The sequence below is a fragment of the Polyangium sorediatum genome (assembly GCF_029946465.1).
Lineage (GTDB): Bacteria > Myxococcota_A > Polyangia > Polyangiales > Polyangiaceae > Polyangium > Polyangium fumosum.
This window is the reverse complement of record NZ_JARZHI010000013.1, coordinates 98,538-112,777: the sequence shown is the minus strand read 5'-3', so window position 1 is coordinate 112,777 and position 14,240 is coordinate 98,538. Positions and strand designations below refer to the sequence as shown.

Here is a 14,240-nt window from a genome sequence, read left to right as displayed (position 1 = left end):
CCTTGCTGAACCAGCGAGTCAGGAGGCCCGAGCGAAGTGGACTGGAGTCAGGGCCTCGGGTGGGCTAGTTAACAAAGCCCGCACCTTCGCAAAAAAGTGCTAGGTTTGGATACAAAGAGCAACAGGGTGGGGGGCCACCCGCTGGTGTGGTCTGCTGGTCCGGAGGGCTGGACGGGTTGGCACACCTTTCGCGTGGAGTTCGGACGATGGCCGGAGTACGTGGAGAGAAACTGCTGACCGCGTCCGACCTCGCAGCGCTGTGCGAGGTCGATCTGAAGACCATCCATAACTGGGTGGATCGTGGCCGGATCGCACATTTTCGCACGCCAGGGCGGCACTTGCGCTTCCGCGCAGCCGACGTGGCGGAATTCCTGCGAGCTTGGGGTTACAGCGTGCCCCGGGAGCTCGCGCGGGCGAGCGCGAAGAGCGGGCTCGTGGTGGGCTCGAAGGACACGCTCGCCCATGTCACCCGCGCGCTCGGGGACATGATGCCGCTCCGGGACGTGAAGCATCCCTACGATGCCCTCGTCCTCGCGGGATCGGACCCTCCGGACGTGTTCATCGTGGACGCGAAAGCGGTCGCGGTGGACGTGGACGTGGCGCGCTGGATGGAAGCGCTCGAGCGGGCGTGTCGAGATGCACGCTTCGTCGTGCTGAGCGACGAGGCGGCAGGGCTGCCCGCCTTCGTGACGCGCGTGGGCCGGACGGACGCGCAGGGCCTTCGGACCTTGCTCGTACCCGAGCCGGTGGCGCCCGTGGCGGCTCCGCCCGGAGCCGCAGCCGCGGCCGCGAATGCAAACGAGCCGGCCGGAGCCGTGCAGGCCGTGGAAGAGCTGCCGCCGCGCGCGGCAGGCGGTTCGTCGCGGTGAGTTCGTCGCGGTAAAACGACGCGCTCCGCTCGGCTGTCCGACGGAGCGGATTGCAGGGGCGGGGCCACGCTCGGGCGAGCCGAGCATGGCCCCGAGGCCCCTCGCGGTTCGTCGGGGATCGAGCGCTAGAGGCGGGAGCCGCGATCGCGGCACTGGCCGAGGTCGTTCGCGTCGCTCACGCAGGCGAGGAGATCGGTCGGGTCGGGGGCCCACACGCCCGCCGTGCACCGGTACTCCTCGATGACGCAGATCGTCAGCTCCTCGTATTCGGCGTCGCAGCCATAAATGGATGCCGTCTCCTGGGCGCCGTCGCCCTCGACGAGACATTCATCATATTCGCGCTCGGTGCAGTCCTGACAATCGCAGATTTTGTCGCAGGCGTCGGTGACGACGCTGCCGCAGCCAGCGGCGAGCGGGGTGAGCGCGAGGGCGGCAAGCAAGATCCATTGCGGTTTCATCGTCGTCGCGCTCCTAATCGCCAACGCAATCGTTGTAACGGTTTCGCTCGTCGTTGCAGTTGTCCCGCGTCGTCCAGCTATTGCCATCGCAGCGGAAGTTCTCCTCCATACACAGGAGGTAGCCGTCCCAGCGATCCTCGCAGCCATAGATCGAGGCGACATCTTCCCGCGTCTCGTAACCGACGATGCAGGCATCGATGTCCGCGTCGTTGCCGTCGCGGCAACTCATCTCTTCCTCGCAGAGCGCGCCATACGGAGCGCACCCGAGGCCAGTGCCGGCCAGCAAGGCAAGGGCGGCCAGACCCAAAGTTCGAGAAAGCGTTCTCATCGTTCGATTCTCCAACCTCCAGGGCGGAGAATAGGAGAAATCGCATGTACGTGCGCGTCAAATTTGACGCGCAAATGTGCTTTGTAGGGATTTCGACCGGCTCAGGACGAGCCGGCGATCGTCATCGAGGAAATTCGCAGTGTAGGCGAAGCCGTGGAGCTGCGAAGATCGAGGTCGTCGCCGACCGCGTCGATGCGTTGCCAAAGCTGATCGAGGTTCAGCGAGATGGTCACTTCACTGACCGGGAACGCGAGCTCGCCGTTTTCAATCCAGAATCCCGCCGCGCCGCGCGAAAAATCGCCCGTGACGGGGTTGTAGCCGAAGCCCATCATCTCCGTGACGTAGAGGCCACGCGGGGTGCTCTTCACGATGTCCGCGGCCTTCGTCTGCGTGGGCAGGAGCATGAAGTTCGAGGTGGAAGGCCCGACGCCGCCGCCGCCGCCGCGCGACGCGCTGCCCGTGGGCGGGCGGCCGAGCTTGCGGCCGCTGTAGCTGTCGCAGAGGTAGGTCTTCAGGATGCCCTGCTCGACGACGAGGTTCTTGCGCGCCGCGAGGCCCTCGCCGTCGAAGGGTCGAGAGCCAGGGGCGCGGAGGACCAAGGGGTCGTCGACGATGGTGACGAGGTCACTCGCGACCCGCGTGCCCTCGCGGCCGACGAGGTAGCTCGACTTGCGCCAGACAGAGCTGCCCATGATGGCGCCGGCGAGCAAGCCCAAGATGGCGCGCGCCGCGTCCGGGTCGAAGACGACCGGCGCCTCGCAGGTGGGGACCTTGCGCGCGCCGAGCTTGCGGAGGGTGCGGCGCGTGGCCTCGCGGCCGACCGCCTCGGGCGCGTCGAGGGCGTCGAGGTGGCGCTTGGCCGTCCAGTGGAAGCCGCGGCGCTTCTTGCCGCCCTCGTCTTCGGCGACGGGCGAGACGACGAGCGAGGCATACGAGCCGGCATACCCGCCCGTGAAGCCACCCGAGAGGACGAGGGCGAAGATGCCGGCGGTGCGGCTGAAGGTGGCGCCGTCGCTGTTCGTGATGCGAGGGTCGGCGTCCCGGGCCGCCTGCTCGCCGCGGCGCGCGATGTCGATGGCCTCGGCCGCGGTGACGTCGCCGCCCTTGGGGTCGTAGAGCTCGAGGTCCGGGAAGGGGCCGGTCGCGATGAGCGAGGGGTCGGCCGGGCCGGCGAACGGGTCTTCCTGGGAGATGTCGACGAGCTCGAGGGCGTCACGGACGAACCGGTCGATGCCCCGCGCGGTGAGGTCCGAGGTCGAGGTGAGGGCGACGCGGCCCTGCTTGATGACGCGCATGCCGAGGCTCTTGTGCGAGGCCTCCTCGACGAGCTCGGGTTCGCCGAGGCGGACCTTCGTGCTGAGCTCGGAGCCGGAGCGCGCGATGGCCTCGGCGACGTCGGCGCCGCCCGCCCGGGCGCGCCGGACGACGTCCGCGGCGAGGTTCTTCAACTCTTCGATCTCGGTCTCGAGCCGGTTCGGCGCGGTCATCGTGGGGGCAGAGCGTGGTGGACAACCGGACGCTCGTCAATCAGCGCGGCCTCCGGGGTCGACCGAGAAAGCGCGGCGGCTCCTCCGAGACGGGCTCGGAGGGCAGAACCGGCGGCGCAGGCCGTCCGGGGCGTGCCGGGAGCGCGGCGGAGGCGTCGAAGGTTGACAACGTCCGCGCGGTGAAGACAGCCCCGGCGACGAGGATCCCGTCCATCCAGAGGACGGCATACCCGAGCGGGCTGCCCGGGAGCGGGCGGGTACCGAAGTCGCTCTGGACCTGGTCGTAGGTGGCGTCGATGCCGAAGCGCGCGTGGAGCGCGACGAGGGGGACGGTGGCGGCGGCGAGGGGGAGGGCGGCGAGCCAGGCGAGGGCGGCGAGGGAGCGGCGGGCGAGGGCGCGGCGGCCGGCGAGGAAGCCGAGGACGGGAGCGGCGGCGTCGAGGAGGACAAGGAGGAGCTGCAAAGCCGACGGGAGGGCGCGGCCGTCGAGGAGGTAAGCAAACGACCAGTCGGCGGCGAAGACGGCGAAGTAGGCCGAGACCGGGGCGTAGACGAGCAGGGCGTAGAGGGCGACGGCGAGGGTCGGGCGATCCCAGGTCGAGGCGACGGGGCGTTCGTCGAGGCTGTCCTCGAAGCGGGCGAGCCATGCGAGCAGGACGCCGAGCGTGAAGCCGAAGAGCGGGGCGAGGGGTGCAGGCATGGGCGGACGCGGAGGGAGCCGGGCTAGCGCGGGTGGGCTGGGATGTCCACGGGCAGGTCGTTTATGCTGCGCTGCATGGAACAAGTGAACCTCGAAACCGAGCCGACAACGCCTTACGAGCGCGACAGCGAGCACGAGCGTCTGGCGCGGCTCGCGGGCGAATGGCGGGGGACGGCGCGGACCATCATGGGGCCGGGCGCGGAGCCTCTCGACGCGGCCTGGGAAGGGCGGATCGCGGGGATCCTGGGCGGAAGGTTCGTGCGGTTCGTGTATCGATCGAGCGTCGAGGGGAAGCCGATCGTCGGGGAGATGCTGATCGCCTTCGAGTCGGGCGAGAAGCTATGGCGGACCTCGTGGGTGGACAGCTTCCACACGGGCACGATGATCCTCGTGTCCGAGGGCCGTGGGACGGACATCGACGTTCGGGGTCGTTATTTCGCAGCGGAAGGGCACCCGCACTGGGGATGGCGCACCGTGATCGACGACGCGCAGGCGGAGAAGCTCACGATCCGCATGTACAACATCACGCCCGACGGGCAGGAGTTTCTCGGCGTAGAGATCACGCTCGCGCGCGGCGCGTGAGGGGGAACGGGCGAGGTCGAGCGCGCGCGTTGCGGCGGGATCGGCCGTGCGTTGCGCGCGGGCTTCCACCGGGCTAAGGGCTCCCGAGATGGATCCGAGGCGCGTGGAGGAGCTGCTCGATCGGGTGCGGCGTGGGGACGTGACGGTCGAGCAAGCCGTCGAGGCGCTCGGGAGCCTGCCCTTTCGCGACCTCGGGTACGCGACGGTCGATCATCATCGCGCGCTCCGGCAAGGGGTGCCGGAGGTGATCTTCGGCGAGGGGAAGAGCGGCGAGCAGATCGCGGGGATCGCCGAGGAAATGGTGCGCGCCGGGACGAACGTGCTCGTGACGCGGATCGACGCGCACAAGGCGGCGATCGTGGGGCATCGGGTGCCGAGCTTCCGCTACGCGCCCCTCGCGCGGACGGGGAGCGTGGAGCTCGCGCCGCCGCCGAAGCGGCCGTGCGCGCCGGTGGCGGTCGTGACGGCGGGGACGAGCGACAACGAGGTGGCCGAGGAGGCCGCGGAGACCCTGTCCGCGCTGGGGCTCGAGCCGCTGCGGATCTACGACATCGGGGTCGCGGGGATCCATCGACTCTTGCACCGCGTGGAGGATCTGCGGCGCGCGTCCGCGGCGATCGTGTGCGCCGGGATGGAAGGGGCGCTGCCGAGCGTGGTGGGCGGGATGGTCGCGACGCCGGTGATCGCCGTGCCGACGGCGGTGGGGTACGGGACGGCGCTCTCGGGGTTTACGGCGCTCTTCGCGATGCTCACGTCCTGCGCGTCGGGGGTGTCGGTCGTGAACATCGGCAACGGGTTCGGCGCGGCGATGGCGGTGCACCGTATGATGCCGAAGGCGTCGCAAGCGATCGAGCCGCCGAAGACCGCAGGCTGAGCAAGGAGCACGGCACGTGCACGGACACGGACACGATCATGGGCATGGGCATGGGCACGACCATGACCACGGGCACGATCACCATCACCACGACGCTCATGCGCACGGCCCAGGCCACGTGCATCACGCGCACGATCACGGGCACGCGCACACGCACGAGCGCCCGCACACCCACGCACATGCGCCCGCGGCTTCGCACGATCACGGGCATGTGCATGGGCACGAGCACGGGCGCGGGCATGAGCATCCGGTGAGGACGCCGCTCCTGGAGCAGGGCTCGGGGGTCGGGAAGATCCTGTTCTTCGACGCCTTCAGCGGCGTCGCAGGGGACATGACGATCGCGGCGCTGCTCGACCTCGGCGTGCCGCTGCTCGTGATCGAGCACGCGGTGGCGGCGCTGCCGCTCGAAGGGGTGTTCCTGGAGCGTGGGCACGTGCATCGGAGCGGCATCGTGTCGACCTCGTTCGAGGTGCACGTGGAGACGCCGCAGCCGGAGCGGACGTACGCGTCGATCGACGCGATGCTCACGTCCTGCCCGCTCGAGCCCGAGGTGCGAGCGCTCGCGCGCCGGATCTTCCGGCGGCTCGGCGAGGCGGAGAGCGCAGTGCACCGCATGCCGCTCGACGAGGTGCATTTCCACGAAGTGGGGGCGGTCGACGCGATCGTGGACATCGTGGGCGCAGCCGCAGCGCTCGTGTACCTCGGGGCCGAGGTGCGGGGCGCGCCGCTGCCGATGGGGCGAGGGTTCGTCAAGGCACGTCACGGGATCTTGCCGCTGCCGCCGCCAGCGACGGTGGAGTGCCTGCGCGGCGTGCCGACGTACGGCGTGGATCTCGACGCGGAGCTCGTGACGCCGACGGGCGCGGCGATTCTCGCGACGGCAGCAGGCCGCTTCGAGCGGTGGCCGACGTTCGCGCCGGAGCGCGTGGGCTGGGGCGCAGGGTCGCGGGAGCTGCCGGATCGGCCGAACCTGCTGCGGGTCGTGCTCGGCGCGCGCGGAGGCGACACGGACGAGCCCGCGATCGGCGCGTCGCACGTGGTGCTCGAAGCGAACGTGGACGACATGACGGGCGAGATGGCGGCGCACGCAATCGAGGCGCTCTTCGCAGCAGGCGCGCTCGACGCGTGGGCCGTGCCGATCACGATGAAGAAGGGGCGGCCAGCGCTGACGATCGCAGCGCTCGCGCCAGCGCCGCAAGCAGACGCGGTAGGCGCGACGCTCCTGCGCGAGACGACGTCGATCGGGCTGCGGAAGATCCCGGTGACACGGACGGAGCGGCCGCGGCGCACGGTGGCCGTGGACACGGCCTACGGGCGGGTGCGCGTGAAGATCAGCGAGGGGCCCTTCGGTCCGCCGCAGATCAAGCCGGAGTTCGAGGACTGCGCAGCCGCGGCGAAGACACACGGCGTGGCGCTGCGTGAGGTGATCCAGGCTGCGCTGGCTGCGCTGGCCGTCTGAAGGCGATGCGCCGGGGTTTCACCCCGGGCCCGACCAGGGGCTCTTCGCCCCTGGATCCGAACCAGGGCACAGCCCTGGACCTCAGGTGCATCGACCGCGATGCGGTCGATGCAAAGAGGCTCAATCGGGTCGTTCGATCGGAAGGCCCTCGGCTTCCCAGCCGAGGAAGCCGCTCTCGAGGAACGCGATCTGCACGTCGCTCTTCGCGAGCGTCTCGACGACGACCTTCGCCTTGTCGCCGGCGCGGTCGTAGAGGACCGGCTCGCCTGGGAGCATGTGGAGCTCGGCAAGGCGGGTCTCGATCTCTTCGAGCGGGATGTTGACGGCGCCCGGGATACGCGCGCGGTTGTAGGCAGCGGCCTCGCGCGTGTCCACGGCGACGACCTGGTGTTGCTTGAGGAGCTGCGCGAGCTCCTGCACGCGGATGGCGCCCTCGGCCCGCGGGAGGAAGGGATCGAGCAGCTCGCGCAGGCGCGCCTTGCGCACGGCGCCTTGTTCTCCGGCGACGGGGCGGCCGCGGAAGAAGACCATGAACATCGGCACGGCCTGCACGCGCATCGCCTGCGCGAGGCGCTTGCTCTGGTCGATGTTCACCTTGACGAACTTGGCTTTGCCTTCGAGCTCGCGCGAGAGCGCCTCGACCTCGGGGGCCACCGTTTTGCAGGGGCCGCACCAGTCGGCGTAGAAGTCGATGAGGACGGGCAGCTCGCTGCGCAGGACCTCGCGTTCGAAATCTTGCTCGGAAATGACGGGGACCGGCATGGGAGGAAGTCCATAGCGAGAGTCCAGGCCGATGGCGAGGGGTCTCGCCCATCGGCGCAAGCGAGCGGCGAATCGAGGCCGGGCCTTCGGTAGGATGTCCTCCGTGCAGGACACCCAGGACGCCCCGCCGCCTTCGTCGAAGAGCCTGGCCTCGGGTCGCAAGAGGCCCCGGCCGAGCCTGATCCTCTCGAACGAGCCCACGCCCGGCGCGCCGCCCGGCACGCTCCTCGTCGAGGACCCGAACAAGCCGAAGATCTACCTGATCGACTACTGCCTCGAGCACATCGTCGAGAAGTGGATCGACTCGGTCGACGAGGCCGTGCCTTACCTGACCGACGACCGCCCGAGCGTCACGTGGATCGACGTGCAGGGGATCGGGCACAAGCCGACGTTCGAGCGGCTCGGGGAGATCTTCGGCATCCACCCGCTCGCGCTGGAGGACGTGGTGAACGTGCCGCAGCGGCCGAAGAGCGACGTGTACCCGGAGCAGCAGGTGATCATCTGCCGGATGGCGCAGTCCAACGTGAAGGGCGCGCTCGTGACCGAGCAGATCGCGATCGTGTTCGGCAAAGGCTTCGTGCTGACGGTGCAGGAGGAGCCGAGCGCGGACGTGCTCGAACCGGTGCGCGAGCGCATCCGCAAAGGAAGGCAGCTCATGCGGACGGGCGGCGCCGACTACCTCGCGTACGCGCTCTTCGACGCGATCATCGACGGGTTTTACCCCGTGCTCGAGAAGCTCAGCGACCGGCTCGACGAGATCGAGCTCGACGCGCTGCAGGGCAAGGACGGGACGGCGCACCAGATCCACGACGTGAAGCGGGATCTGCTCGCGCTGCGGCGGACGATCTGGCCCCAACGCGAGGTCGCGAACTCGCTGCTCCGGGACGGATCGCCGCACATCCAGGAGCACACGCGGATCTACCTGCGCGACACGTACGACCACGCGGTGCAGGTGATGGATATGGTCGAGACGTTCCGCGAGATCGCGTCGGGCCTCATGGATCTGCACCTCTCCGGCGTGTCGAACCGGATGAACGAGATCATGAAGGTGCTCACGATCATCTCGACGATCTTCCTGCCGCTCACGTTCATCGCGGGCGTGTACGGCATGAACTTCGACACGAAGATCTCGCCGTACAACATGCCCGAGCTGGAATGGCGGTTCGGATATCCGGCCTCGATCGGGCTCATGTTGCTGAGCGTGGCGGGGCTCTTCGTCTTCTATTGGCGAAAGGGTTGGATCGGGAACCGTCGCCGCGATCCGTGAGCCACGGATCTCGAGGCGACGGTTTGTTGCTTCCCTCCGGCCCCGGCGAAACGCGCCCGCGCGACGGGGCATCTGCGGTTCGAGAGAGGGGAGAAACATGCATTCGTGGATGTCCTGCACGTCCGAAAATGGATGGAGACGCGCCGCTTTTGGGGCCCCGATCCTCCTGGGAATGCTCTTCGGCTCCGCTTGTACCGAGCCGACGGGAGAGCCCGAAGAGGAGGAGGTCATCACGTCCGTTCAGGCGCTCAGCACGACGAACGGGCTCGCGCTGAACGGGCTCGCGTTGAACGGGCTCGCGTTGAACGGGCTCGCGTTGAACGGGCTCGCGCTGAACGGGCTCGCGTTGAACGGGGTGACGCTCGAAGGGACGACATTCGTCGGGAAGACGGCGTCGGGCGCGCCGCTCGCCCCGGACGCGTTCGTCGGCGGGACGCTCACAGGCACGCTGAGCAACGGGCAGACGATCAAGCTGCGGATCGACGATCGCGTGCCGTCGACGCGCCCCGACGTGTTCCTGTACGAGGTCTCGTACCTGTCGAACACGAGCCAGAACACGTGGAAGAGCCTCTGCGGCACGACGTCGAGTGGTACGCCGCGCCGCGCGATCCCGCTCGCGGGCACCTGGGACTACTCGCAGAAGAAGCCGACGAGCGGCATGCACCAGCCGTCCGACACGACCTTCACCTTCGCGTGCAGGCCGTTCGCGATCGCGAAGTGCGTCGAGCTTGGTTACAAGCCGTGGAGCAGCGTGACGGAGTGCGCCACGCCGGGCGTGTGCAAGGAGATCCCCGGCGCGCTTCTGCACCAGACGTGCACGCGTATGCTGCGCGCCGATTACTGCGGCGACGGCGTGCCCCACACGCAGGACGGGACGCCCGTGGACGTGTGGGACGAGTTCGGGATCCAGGACGCCGCCGTGACGGACTTCGCGTTCGAGGCGGAGTGGACGCCGATGGGCGCGCGCTGCATCGAGCACACGCGGTGGCACGGCGATACGGGCGGATCGGTCGCTGCGTACGTGAACAAAGTGTGCAAGTCGCGATGGGCGAGCGCGCAGCCGACGTACGACTGCGGAGGGTCGAGCTCGACACTGCACACGGCGAAGGGGTTTGGCGTTCCGCTGCTCGCCCGCTCGCTCATCGGCAACGAGTCGGCGCTGCCCACGGATTGACGTGTCAGCCCTTGCGACGAAGACGTTCGAGCACGGCGCGCGGGGACATCGTGGCGCGGTAGACATAGATCTCGCCAGCCTCGTCCTCGCCGAGGACCTCCTCGCTCACGCGGAGCTGCTTGCCCACGGCGAGGAGGAACCTCGCGGGAAAACCCTTGCGAACGAGCTCGACGCGTTGCCAGACGGCCTGTCGGCTCCAGAAGCCGAAGGCCTCGAGGAACACTTCTTCGCCCGTGGTCTCGCTGCGGAAGACGAGGTCGGGGACGCAGGCGATCTCGCCGGGGAGGGCGAAGACGTGATCGTTGTCCGTGACGACCCACTCGGAGCCGAGGCGCTCGAAGGCCTGCTTGAACACGTCGAGATCGGGGCCCGTGGAGGGGGCCTCGGCGACGTGCGAGACGAGGCCGTCTTCGGGGGTGATTTCGAGGACGGCGCGGGTCTTGGCCTTGCCCCACGCGAGCTCGGCGCGGACGTGAAAGGAGCGGAACGCGAGGACCTGCGGGAGGAACATGGCGAGGCGCAGGCCGTACTTCTGGACCGCGTCGAAGAGGCTCCACGGGCCGTCGAGCGTGATCGTGTAGCCTTCCTGCGGCGAGCCCTCGACGACGTGGATGAGGCCGTGGAAGCGCGCGGCGCGGAAGAGCCTGCGGTACCGATCCGGGCCCTCGTCGGCGACGCGGATCGTGACACGCGTGGCCTTGAGCAAGACGGCCTGGGCGAGGCCGAGGTCGTAGCGCTCGAGCAAGGCGTCGGGGCCGATCGGGCGGAAGGCTTCGAGCCGCTCGTTTTCGCGTAGATCGGCGTAGAGCGCAGCGTCGATCTCCGCCGGGGTTTTTCCGAGGCGCGGCGCGAGCTCGGCGAGGACGGCGTCGCGATCGAACTCGCTGCGGACGTCGAGCGCGCGGTGGGCAAGGGCTGCGGCGAGGAAGACCTCGCGGCGGATCTCCTCGGGATCGACGCCGGCGGGGACGGTCCACGTGCACTGGCCGTCGAGGACCTTGCGCAGGCCGTCGCCGACGAGGCGCGCGTCGGCGGGGACGGGGACCGCGTCGAGCGCGGCTTCGATCTCGTCGCGGCTGTGGCCGACGGCGCTGCCGAGGATGCGGACGAAGTCTTTCGCGAGCGTCTTGGCGAGCTCGGCGTCGTCGCCGCGGAGGTAACGAGGAAGGACGCGGCCGCCTTTGCGGCGCACGCGGAGGAGATCACTTGTAAGCAACGTGCTCCCTCCGCTTGTCGCTCGTGTACTGCTCGGCGGTGTTCTCGGCGACGAGCTCGTAGAGCAGCGCGCGTTTGTCCGTTCCCTTGCGTAGGATGCGGCCGAGGCGCTGGACGTGCTCGCGGACCGAACCGTTGCCGCTCAACACGATGGCGACGTTGGCCTCGGGGACGTTGACGCCTTCGTTCAGGACCTTCGAGGTGACGACGGCCGTGAGGTCGCCGGCGTTGAAGGCGGCGAGGATGGCGCTGCGCTCCTTGACGCGGGTCTGGTGGGTGATCGCGGGCAGGAGGAAGCGGCGCGAGATCTGGTGGACGGTCGCGTTGTCCTCGGTGAAGACGATCGTGCGGTCGTGCCGGTGGTTGTGGAGCAAGCGGGCGAGGACGTTGATCTTGCCCGGCGCGGCGAGCGCGAGCGCGCGTTGCCTGCGGTAGGCGAGGAAGGCCCGGCGGCCCGCGTCGCTGCGCGAGGAGAGGTAGAGGAAGCGGCTCCAGCCGTCGGGCGCCGACATGCGGATGCCCTCTTCGCGGAGGAACGTGACGTACTCGCCGCGGGCGGTGTCGTAGGCCTCGCGCTCCTCGGGCGAGAGCGGGACGCTGATTCGTTCGGTCTCGTAGGAAGCGAGGTACTCGCCGGAGAGCTCGGTGATGTCCTTGCGATAGACGATGGGGCCGATGAGCTCGTCGTAGGCGCGGCCATCGGTGCGCTCGGGTGTGGCCGTGAGGCCGAGGCGGAAGGGCGCGATGCTCATGCGCGCGGCGAGCTGGTAGGAGGGGCTCGGGAGGTGATGGCACTCGTCGAAGACGACGAGGCCGAAGCGCCCGCCGAGCCGATCCATGTGCAGGTGCGCGGAGTCGTACGTGGTGACGGTGATCGGCTCGACCTCGTGGTAGCCGCCGCCGATGACGCCGATGGCGCGGCCGAACGCGGCGGCCAGGATGTCGTACCACTGGTTCAAGAGGTCGAGCGTGGGCACGACGACGAGCGTGGAGCGCTTGCGGCCGGCGATGGCCATGGTCGCGACGTAGGTCTTTCCCGCGCCGGTCGGCAGGACGACGACGCCGCGGAAGCGATGCGCGGCCCACGCGTCGAGCGCCTCGCGCTGGTACGGGAAGGGCTCGTGGCGCGCGGCGGGCTCGACGTCGAGCGTGTCGTAGGTGCGCGCTTCGTCGGTGAAGGCGAGCTTCTTGGCGCGCAGCCAGAGGACGATGTCCGCGTACGAAGACGCGGGGAGGCGGAAGGTGTTCTCGCGCGCGTCCCATGCGCAAGCGGGCGGCAGGCTCGTCGCGTCGTCCTGCGCGAGGCCGTCGAGGCGCACGGTGCCGCCCTGAAACGCGAGGCGGAGGCCATCGCTCATCATCTCGGGGGCGGAGGTTAGCTCAAACCGAGGACGACGCGCGCGCGCGCGGGGCGATCGCGCGGAGGATCTCTTCGAGGTCGGCCGGCGAGAAGGGTTTTTCCAGGCACCGGTTCGGGGCCTGAGCCAGGAAACTGCGGGCATCCTGGGTGAAAGCGCCGCCCGTCATGTACACGATGCGCTCGTTCGACTCGGGCATCCGCTCGCAGAGCGCGCGGTGGATGTCGAAGCCGGAAACCCCGGGCATCATCACGTCGCAGAGCACGGCGTCGTAGGGTTTGTCCGCGAGCGCTTCGAGCGCGCCTTTCCAGCTCGTCCGTCCGTCGACGTCGTGGCTGCGCTCGAGCTGGCGCACGATGGCCGAGAGGAGCGCGGGCTCGTCGTCGACGACGAGGACCGTGAGGCGCGGGACGGGCGCGCGTTTCGGGATCTCGGAGCGAGGTTCGCCACCGAGATCGACGTTCTCGGCAGGCAGGAGCGTGACGCGGACGACGGTGCCTTTGCCGACCTCGCTCTCGATCTCGATGCGGCCGCCGTGCGCGCTCACGATGCTGCGGCAGATCGAGAGGCCGAGGCCGCTGCCGACGCCGACGGGCTTGGTCGTGAAGAAGGGCTCGAAGACGCGGTTCATGATCTCGGTCGGGATGCCGGGGCCGTTGTCGCGGATCTCGACGAGCGCGCTGCCCGAGACCTTGTGCGTGGCCGTGACGACGCGGATCTCGTTCGTCTGCGCCGAGCCTTGCGGGAGGGCCTGGAGGGCGTTGACGAGCAGGTTCAAGAAGACCTGCCCGAGGCGAGCCTCGTTCGCGTGGACGAGCGGGACGTCGCCGTAGCTGCGGACGAGGCGGGCGCGATGGCGGATCTCGTTGTCGGCGACCTTGATGGAGGCGTCGAGCACGCGGCGCACGTCGATGGGGCGGCGCTCTTCCTGGTTGGCGCTGGAGAAGACGCGGAAGTCGCGCACGATCTGCGCGACACGCCCGGTGCCGTCGAGGGCCTCGCCGCAGAAGCCGAGCAGCTCGCGCGCGAGCGCTTGGGTTTCGGTGTCGCCCCGCGCGCCGGAGGCGCTCGCGAGATCTTCGAGCTTCTTCGTGACGAGCGCGATGTTGAGCGTGACGTAGGCGAGGGGGTTGTTGATCTCGTGGGCGACGCCGGCGGCGAGCGTGCCCATGGAGTTCATGAGGTTCGCCTGGTAGACGCGCGCCTCGGTCTCGATGCGCGTCGTGATGTCGCGGCAGAGGCTGATGATCGCGATGCCGCCCTCGAAGGGCGCGGGCGCGGAGGCGACTTCGACGGTGATGACGCCGCCGTCGCGGCGCACGAGGCGGTAGGTGTAGAGCGGCGCGGCCTCGCCCGTCGCGAGCATGACGCGCACGCGGCGGTTCTCGCGCGTGACGTCCTCGGCGTGGAGGATCTCGCCGAGGGGTCGGCCGTAGAGCGACTCGGCGCTCTCATGGCCGAGGCACGTGAGGAGCGTGGGGTTGGCGTAGAGGATCTTGCCGCCGCGGTGCACGACGACGAGCTCACTCGTCTTCTCCACGATGAGGCGAAAGAGGCCCCGCACCCCCGCGAGAGCCTCCTCCACGGCACCTTCGAAGCGGGAGGTCTGTGCGACGTGCTCGTCGTGCATGGCGTGGCCCATCCGTACGAATCTCGAACCATTCTAGAACGGAAGGCGGACGTGGTTCGGGGTTTCGTGAAGGCGGC

Annotated in this window: 15 protein-coding genes; 7 read left to right on the top strand and 8 right to left on the bottom strand. The window is 69.2% G+C overall.

All coding sequences use genetic code 11. The features are described from left to right. Nucleotides 1-206: 206 nt before the first annotated feature. Nucleotides 207-869, top strand: coding sequence for a helix-turn-helix domain-containing protein (locus tag QHF89_RS17395; protein WP_136969299.1), 663 nt, complete (start codon nt 207-209; stop codon nt 867-869). 125 nt (nt 870-994) lie between these two features. Here the strand turns inward: QHF89_RS17395 and QHF89_RS17390 are convergent, their stop codons facing one another. The 4 genes from QHF89_RS17390 to QHF89_RS17375 form a co-directional block, all read right to left on the bottom strand. Further along, nucleotides 995-1,327 (bottom strand): hypothetical protein, encoded by a 333-nt coding sequence (locus QHF89_RS17390; protein ID WP_136969300.1) that lies wholly within the window; start codon nt 1,325-1,327, stop codon nt 995-997. A gap of 13 nt (nt 1,328-1,340) precedes the next feature. After that, a complete protein-coding gene (locus tag QHF89_RS17385; protein ID WP_136969301.1) occupies nt 1,341-1,655 on the bottom strand; it encodes a hypothetical protein in 315 nt (104 codons plus the stop codon). A gap of 101 nt (nt 1,656-1,756) precedes the next feature. Beyond that, nucleotides 1,757-3,142: a TldD/PmbA family protein gene (locus tag QHF89_RS17380; protein ID WP_136969302.1), complete on the bottom strand. Its 1,386-nt coding sequence runs from the start codon at nt 3,140-3,142 to the stop codon at nt 1,757-1,759. Between the two features lie 40 nt (nt 3,143-3,182). Beyond that, on the bottom strand, nt 3,183-3,842 hold the full coding sequence (locus QHF89_RS17375) for a hypothetical protein (protein ID WP_136969303.1): 660 nt from the start codon (nt 3,840-3,842) through the stop codon (nt 3,183-3,185). A 75-nt stretch (nt 3,843-3,917) separates the two neighbouring features. Between QHF89_RS17375 and QHF89_RS17370 the strand changes: the two genes are divergently transcribed. The 4 genes from QHF89_RS17370 to larC all read left to right on the top strand — a co-directional run bounded on the left by QHF89_RS17370 (nt 3,918) and on the right by larC (nt 6,757). Further along, the gene (locus QHF89_RS17370; protein WP_284720608.1) at nt 3,918-4,424 is read left to right on the top strand and encodes a DUF1579 family protein; all 507 of its coding nucleotides are present in this window, start codon (nt 3,918-3,920) and stop codon (nt 4,422-4,424) included. Between the two features lie 88 nt (nt 4,425-4,512). Further along, entirely contained in the window at nt 4,513-5,298 is a 786-nt protein-coding gene (gene larB / locus QHF89_RS17365) for a nickel pincer cofactor biosynthesis protein LarB (RefSeq protein WP_136929842.1), read from the top strand. 50 nt (nt 5,299-5,348) lie between these two features. After that, on the top strand, nt 5,349-5,552 hold the full coding sequence (locus tag QHF89_RS17360) for a hypothetical protein (RefSeq protein WP_284720607.1): 204 nt from the start codon (nt 5,349-5,351) through the stop codon (nt 5,550-5,552). Continuing rightward, nucleotides 5,549-6,757 carry a nickel pincer cofactor biosynthesis protein LarC gene (gene larC / locus QHF89_RS17355; RefSeq protein ID WP_232379584.1) on the top strand — a complete coding sequence of 403 codons (1,209 nt, stop codon included), beginning with the start codon at nt 5,549-5,551 and terminating at the stop codon, nt 6,755-6,757. The genes QHF89_RS17360 and larC overlap by 4 nt, the downstream gene beginning before the upstream one ends. A gap of 120 nt (nt 6,758-6,877) precedes the next feature. Here the strand turns inward: larC and trxA are convergent, their stop codons facing one another. Then, a complete protein-coding gene (trxA, locus tag QHF89_RS17350) occupies nt 6,878-7,519 on the bottom strand; it encodes a thioredoxin (protein ID WP_136969306.1) in 642 nt (213 codons plus the stop codon). A 103-nt stretch (nt 7,520-7,622) separates the two neighbouring features. On the opposite strand from trxA, the gene corA reads away from it, so the two are divergent. Continuing rightward, nucleotides 7,623-8,786 (top strand): magnesium/cobalt transporter CorA, encoded by a 1,164-nt coding sequence (gene corA / locus QHF89_RS17345; RefSeq protein ID WP_232379572.1) that lies wholly within the window; start codon nt 7,623-7,625, stop codon nt 8,784-8,786. Between the two features lie 172 nt (nt 8,787-8,958). Then, nucleotides 8,959-9,960 carry an ADYC domain-containing protein gene (locus QHF89_RS17340; protein ID WP_136969307.1) on the top strand — a complete coding sequence of 334 codons (1,002 nt, stop codon included), beginning with the start codon at nt 8,959-8,961 and terminating at the stop codon, nt 9,958-9,960. Between the two features lie 4 nt (nt 9,961-9,964). Here the strand turns inward: QHF89_RS17340 and QHF89_RS17335 are convergent, their stop codons facing one another. The 3 genes from QHF89_RS17335 to QHF89_RS17325 are packed head-to-tail and all read right to left on the bottom strand — an operon-like array spanning nt 9,965 to nt 14,163. Further along, complete coding sequence (locus tag QHF89_RS17335; RefSeq protein WP_136969308.1) at nt 9,965-11,176, bottom strand: DUF790 family protein; 1,212 nt, start codon at nt 11,174-11,176, stop codon at nt 9,965-9,967. Further along, nucleotides 11,163-12,533, bottom strand: coding sequence for a DEAD/DEAH box helicase family protein (locus tag QHF89_RS17330; protein WP_136969352.1), 1,371 nt, complete (start codon nt 12,531-12,533; stop codon nt 11,163-11,165). Before QHF89_RS17330 ends, QHF89_RS17335 begins: the two co-directional genes overlap by 14 nt. Nucleotides 12,534-12,555: 22 nt before the next feature. Continuing rightward, entirely contained in the window at nt 12,556-14,163 is a 1,608-nt protein-coding gene (locus QHF89_RS17325) for a hybrid sensor histidine kinase/response regulator (RefSeq protein ID WP_284720605.1), read from the bottom strand. Nucleotides 14,164-14,240 lie beyond the last annotated feature (77 nt).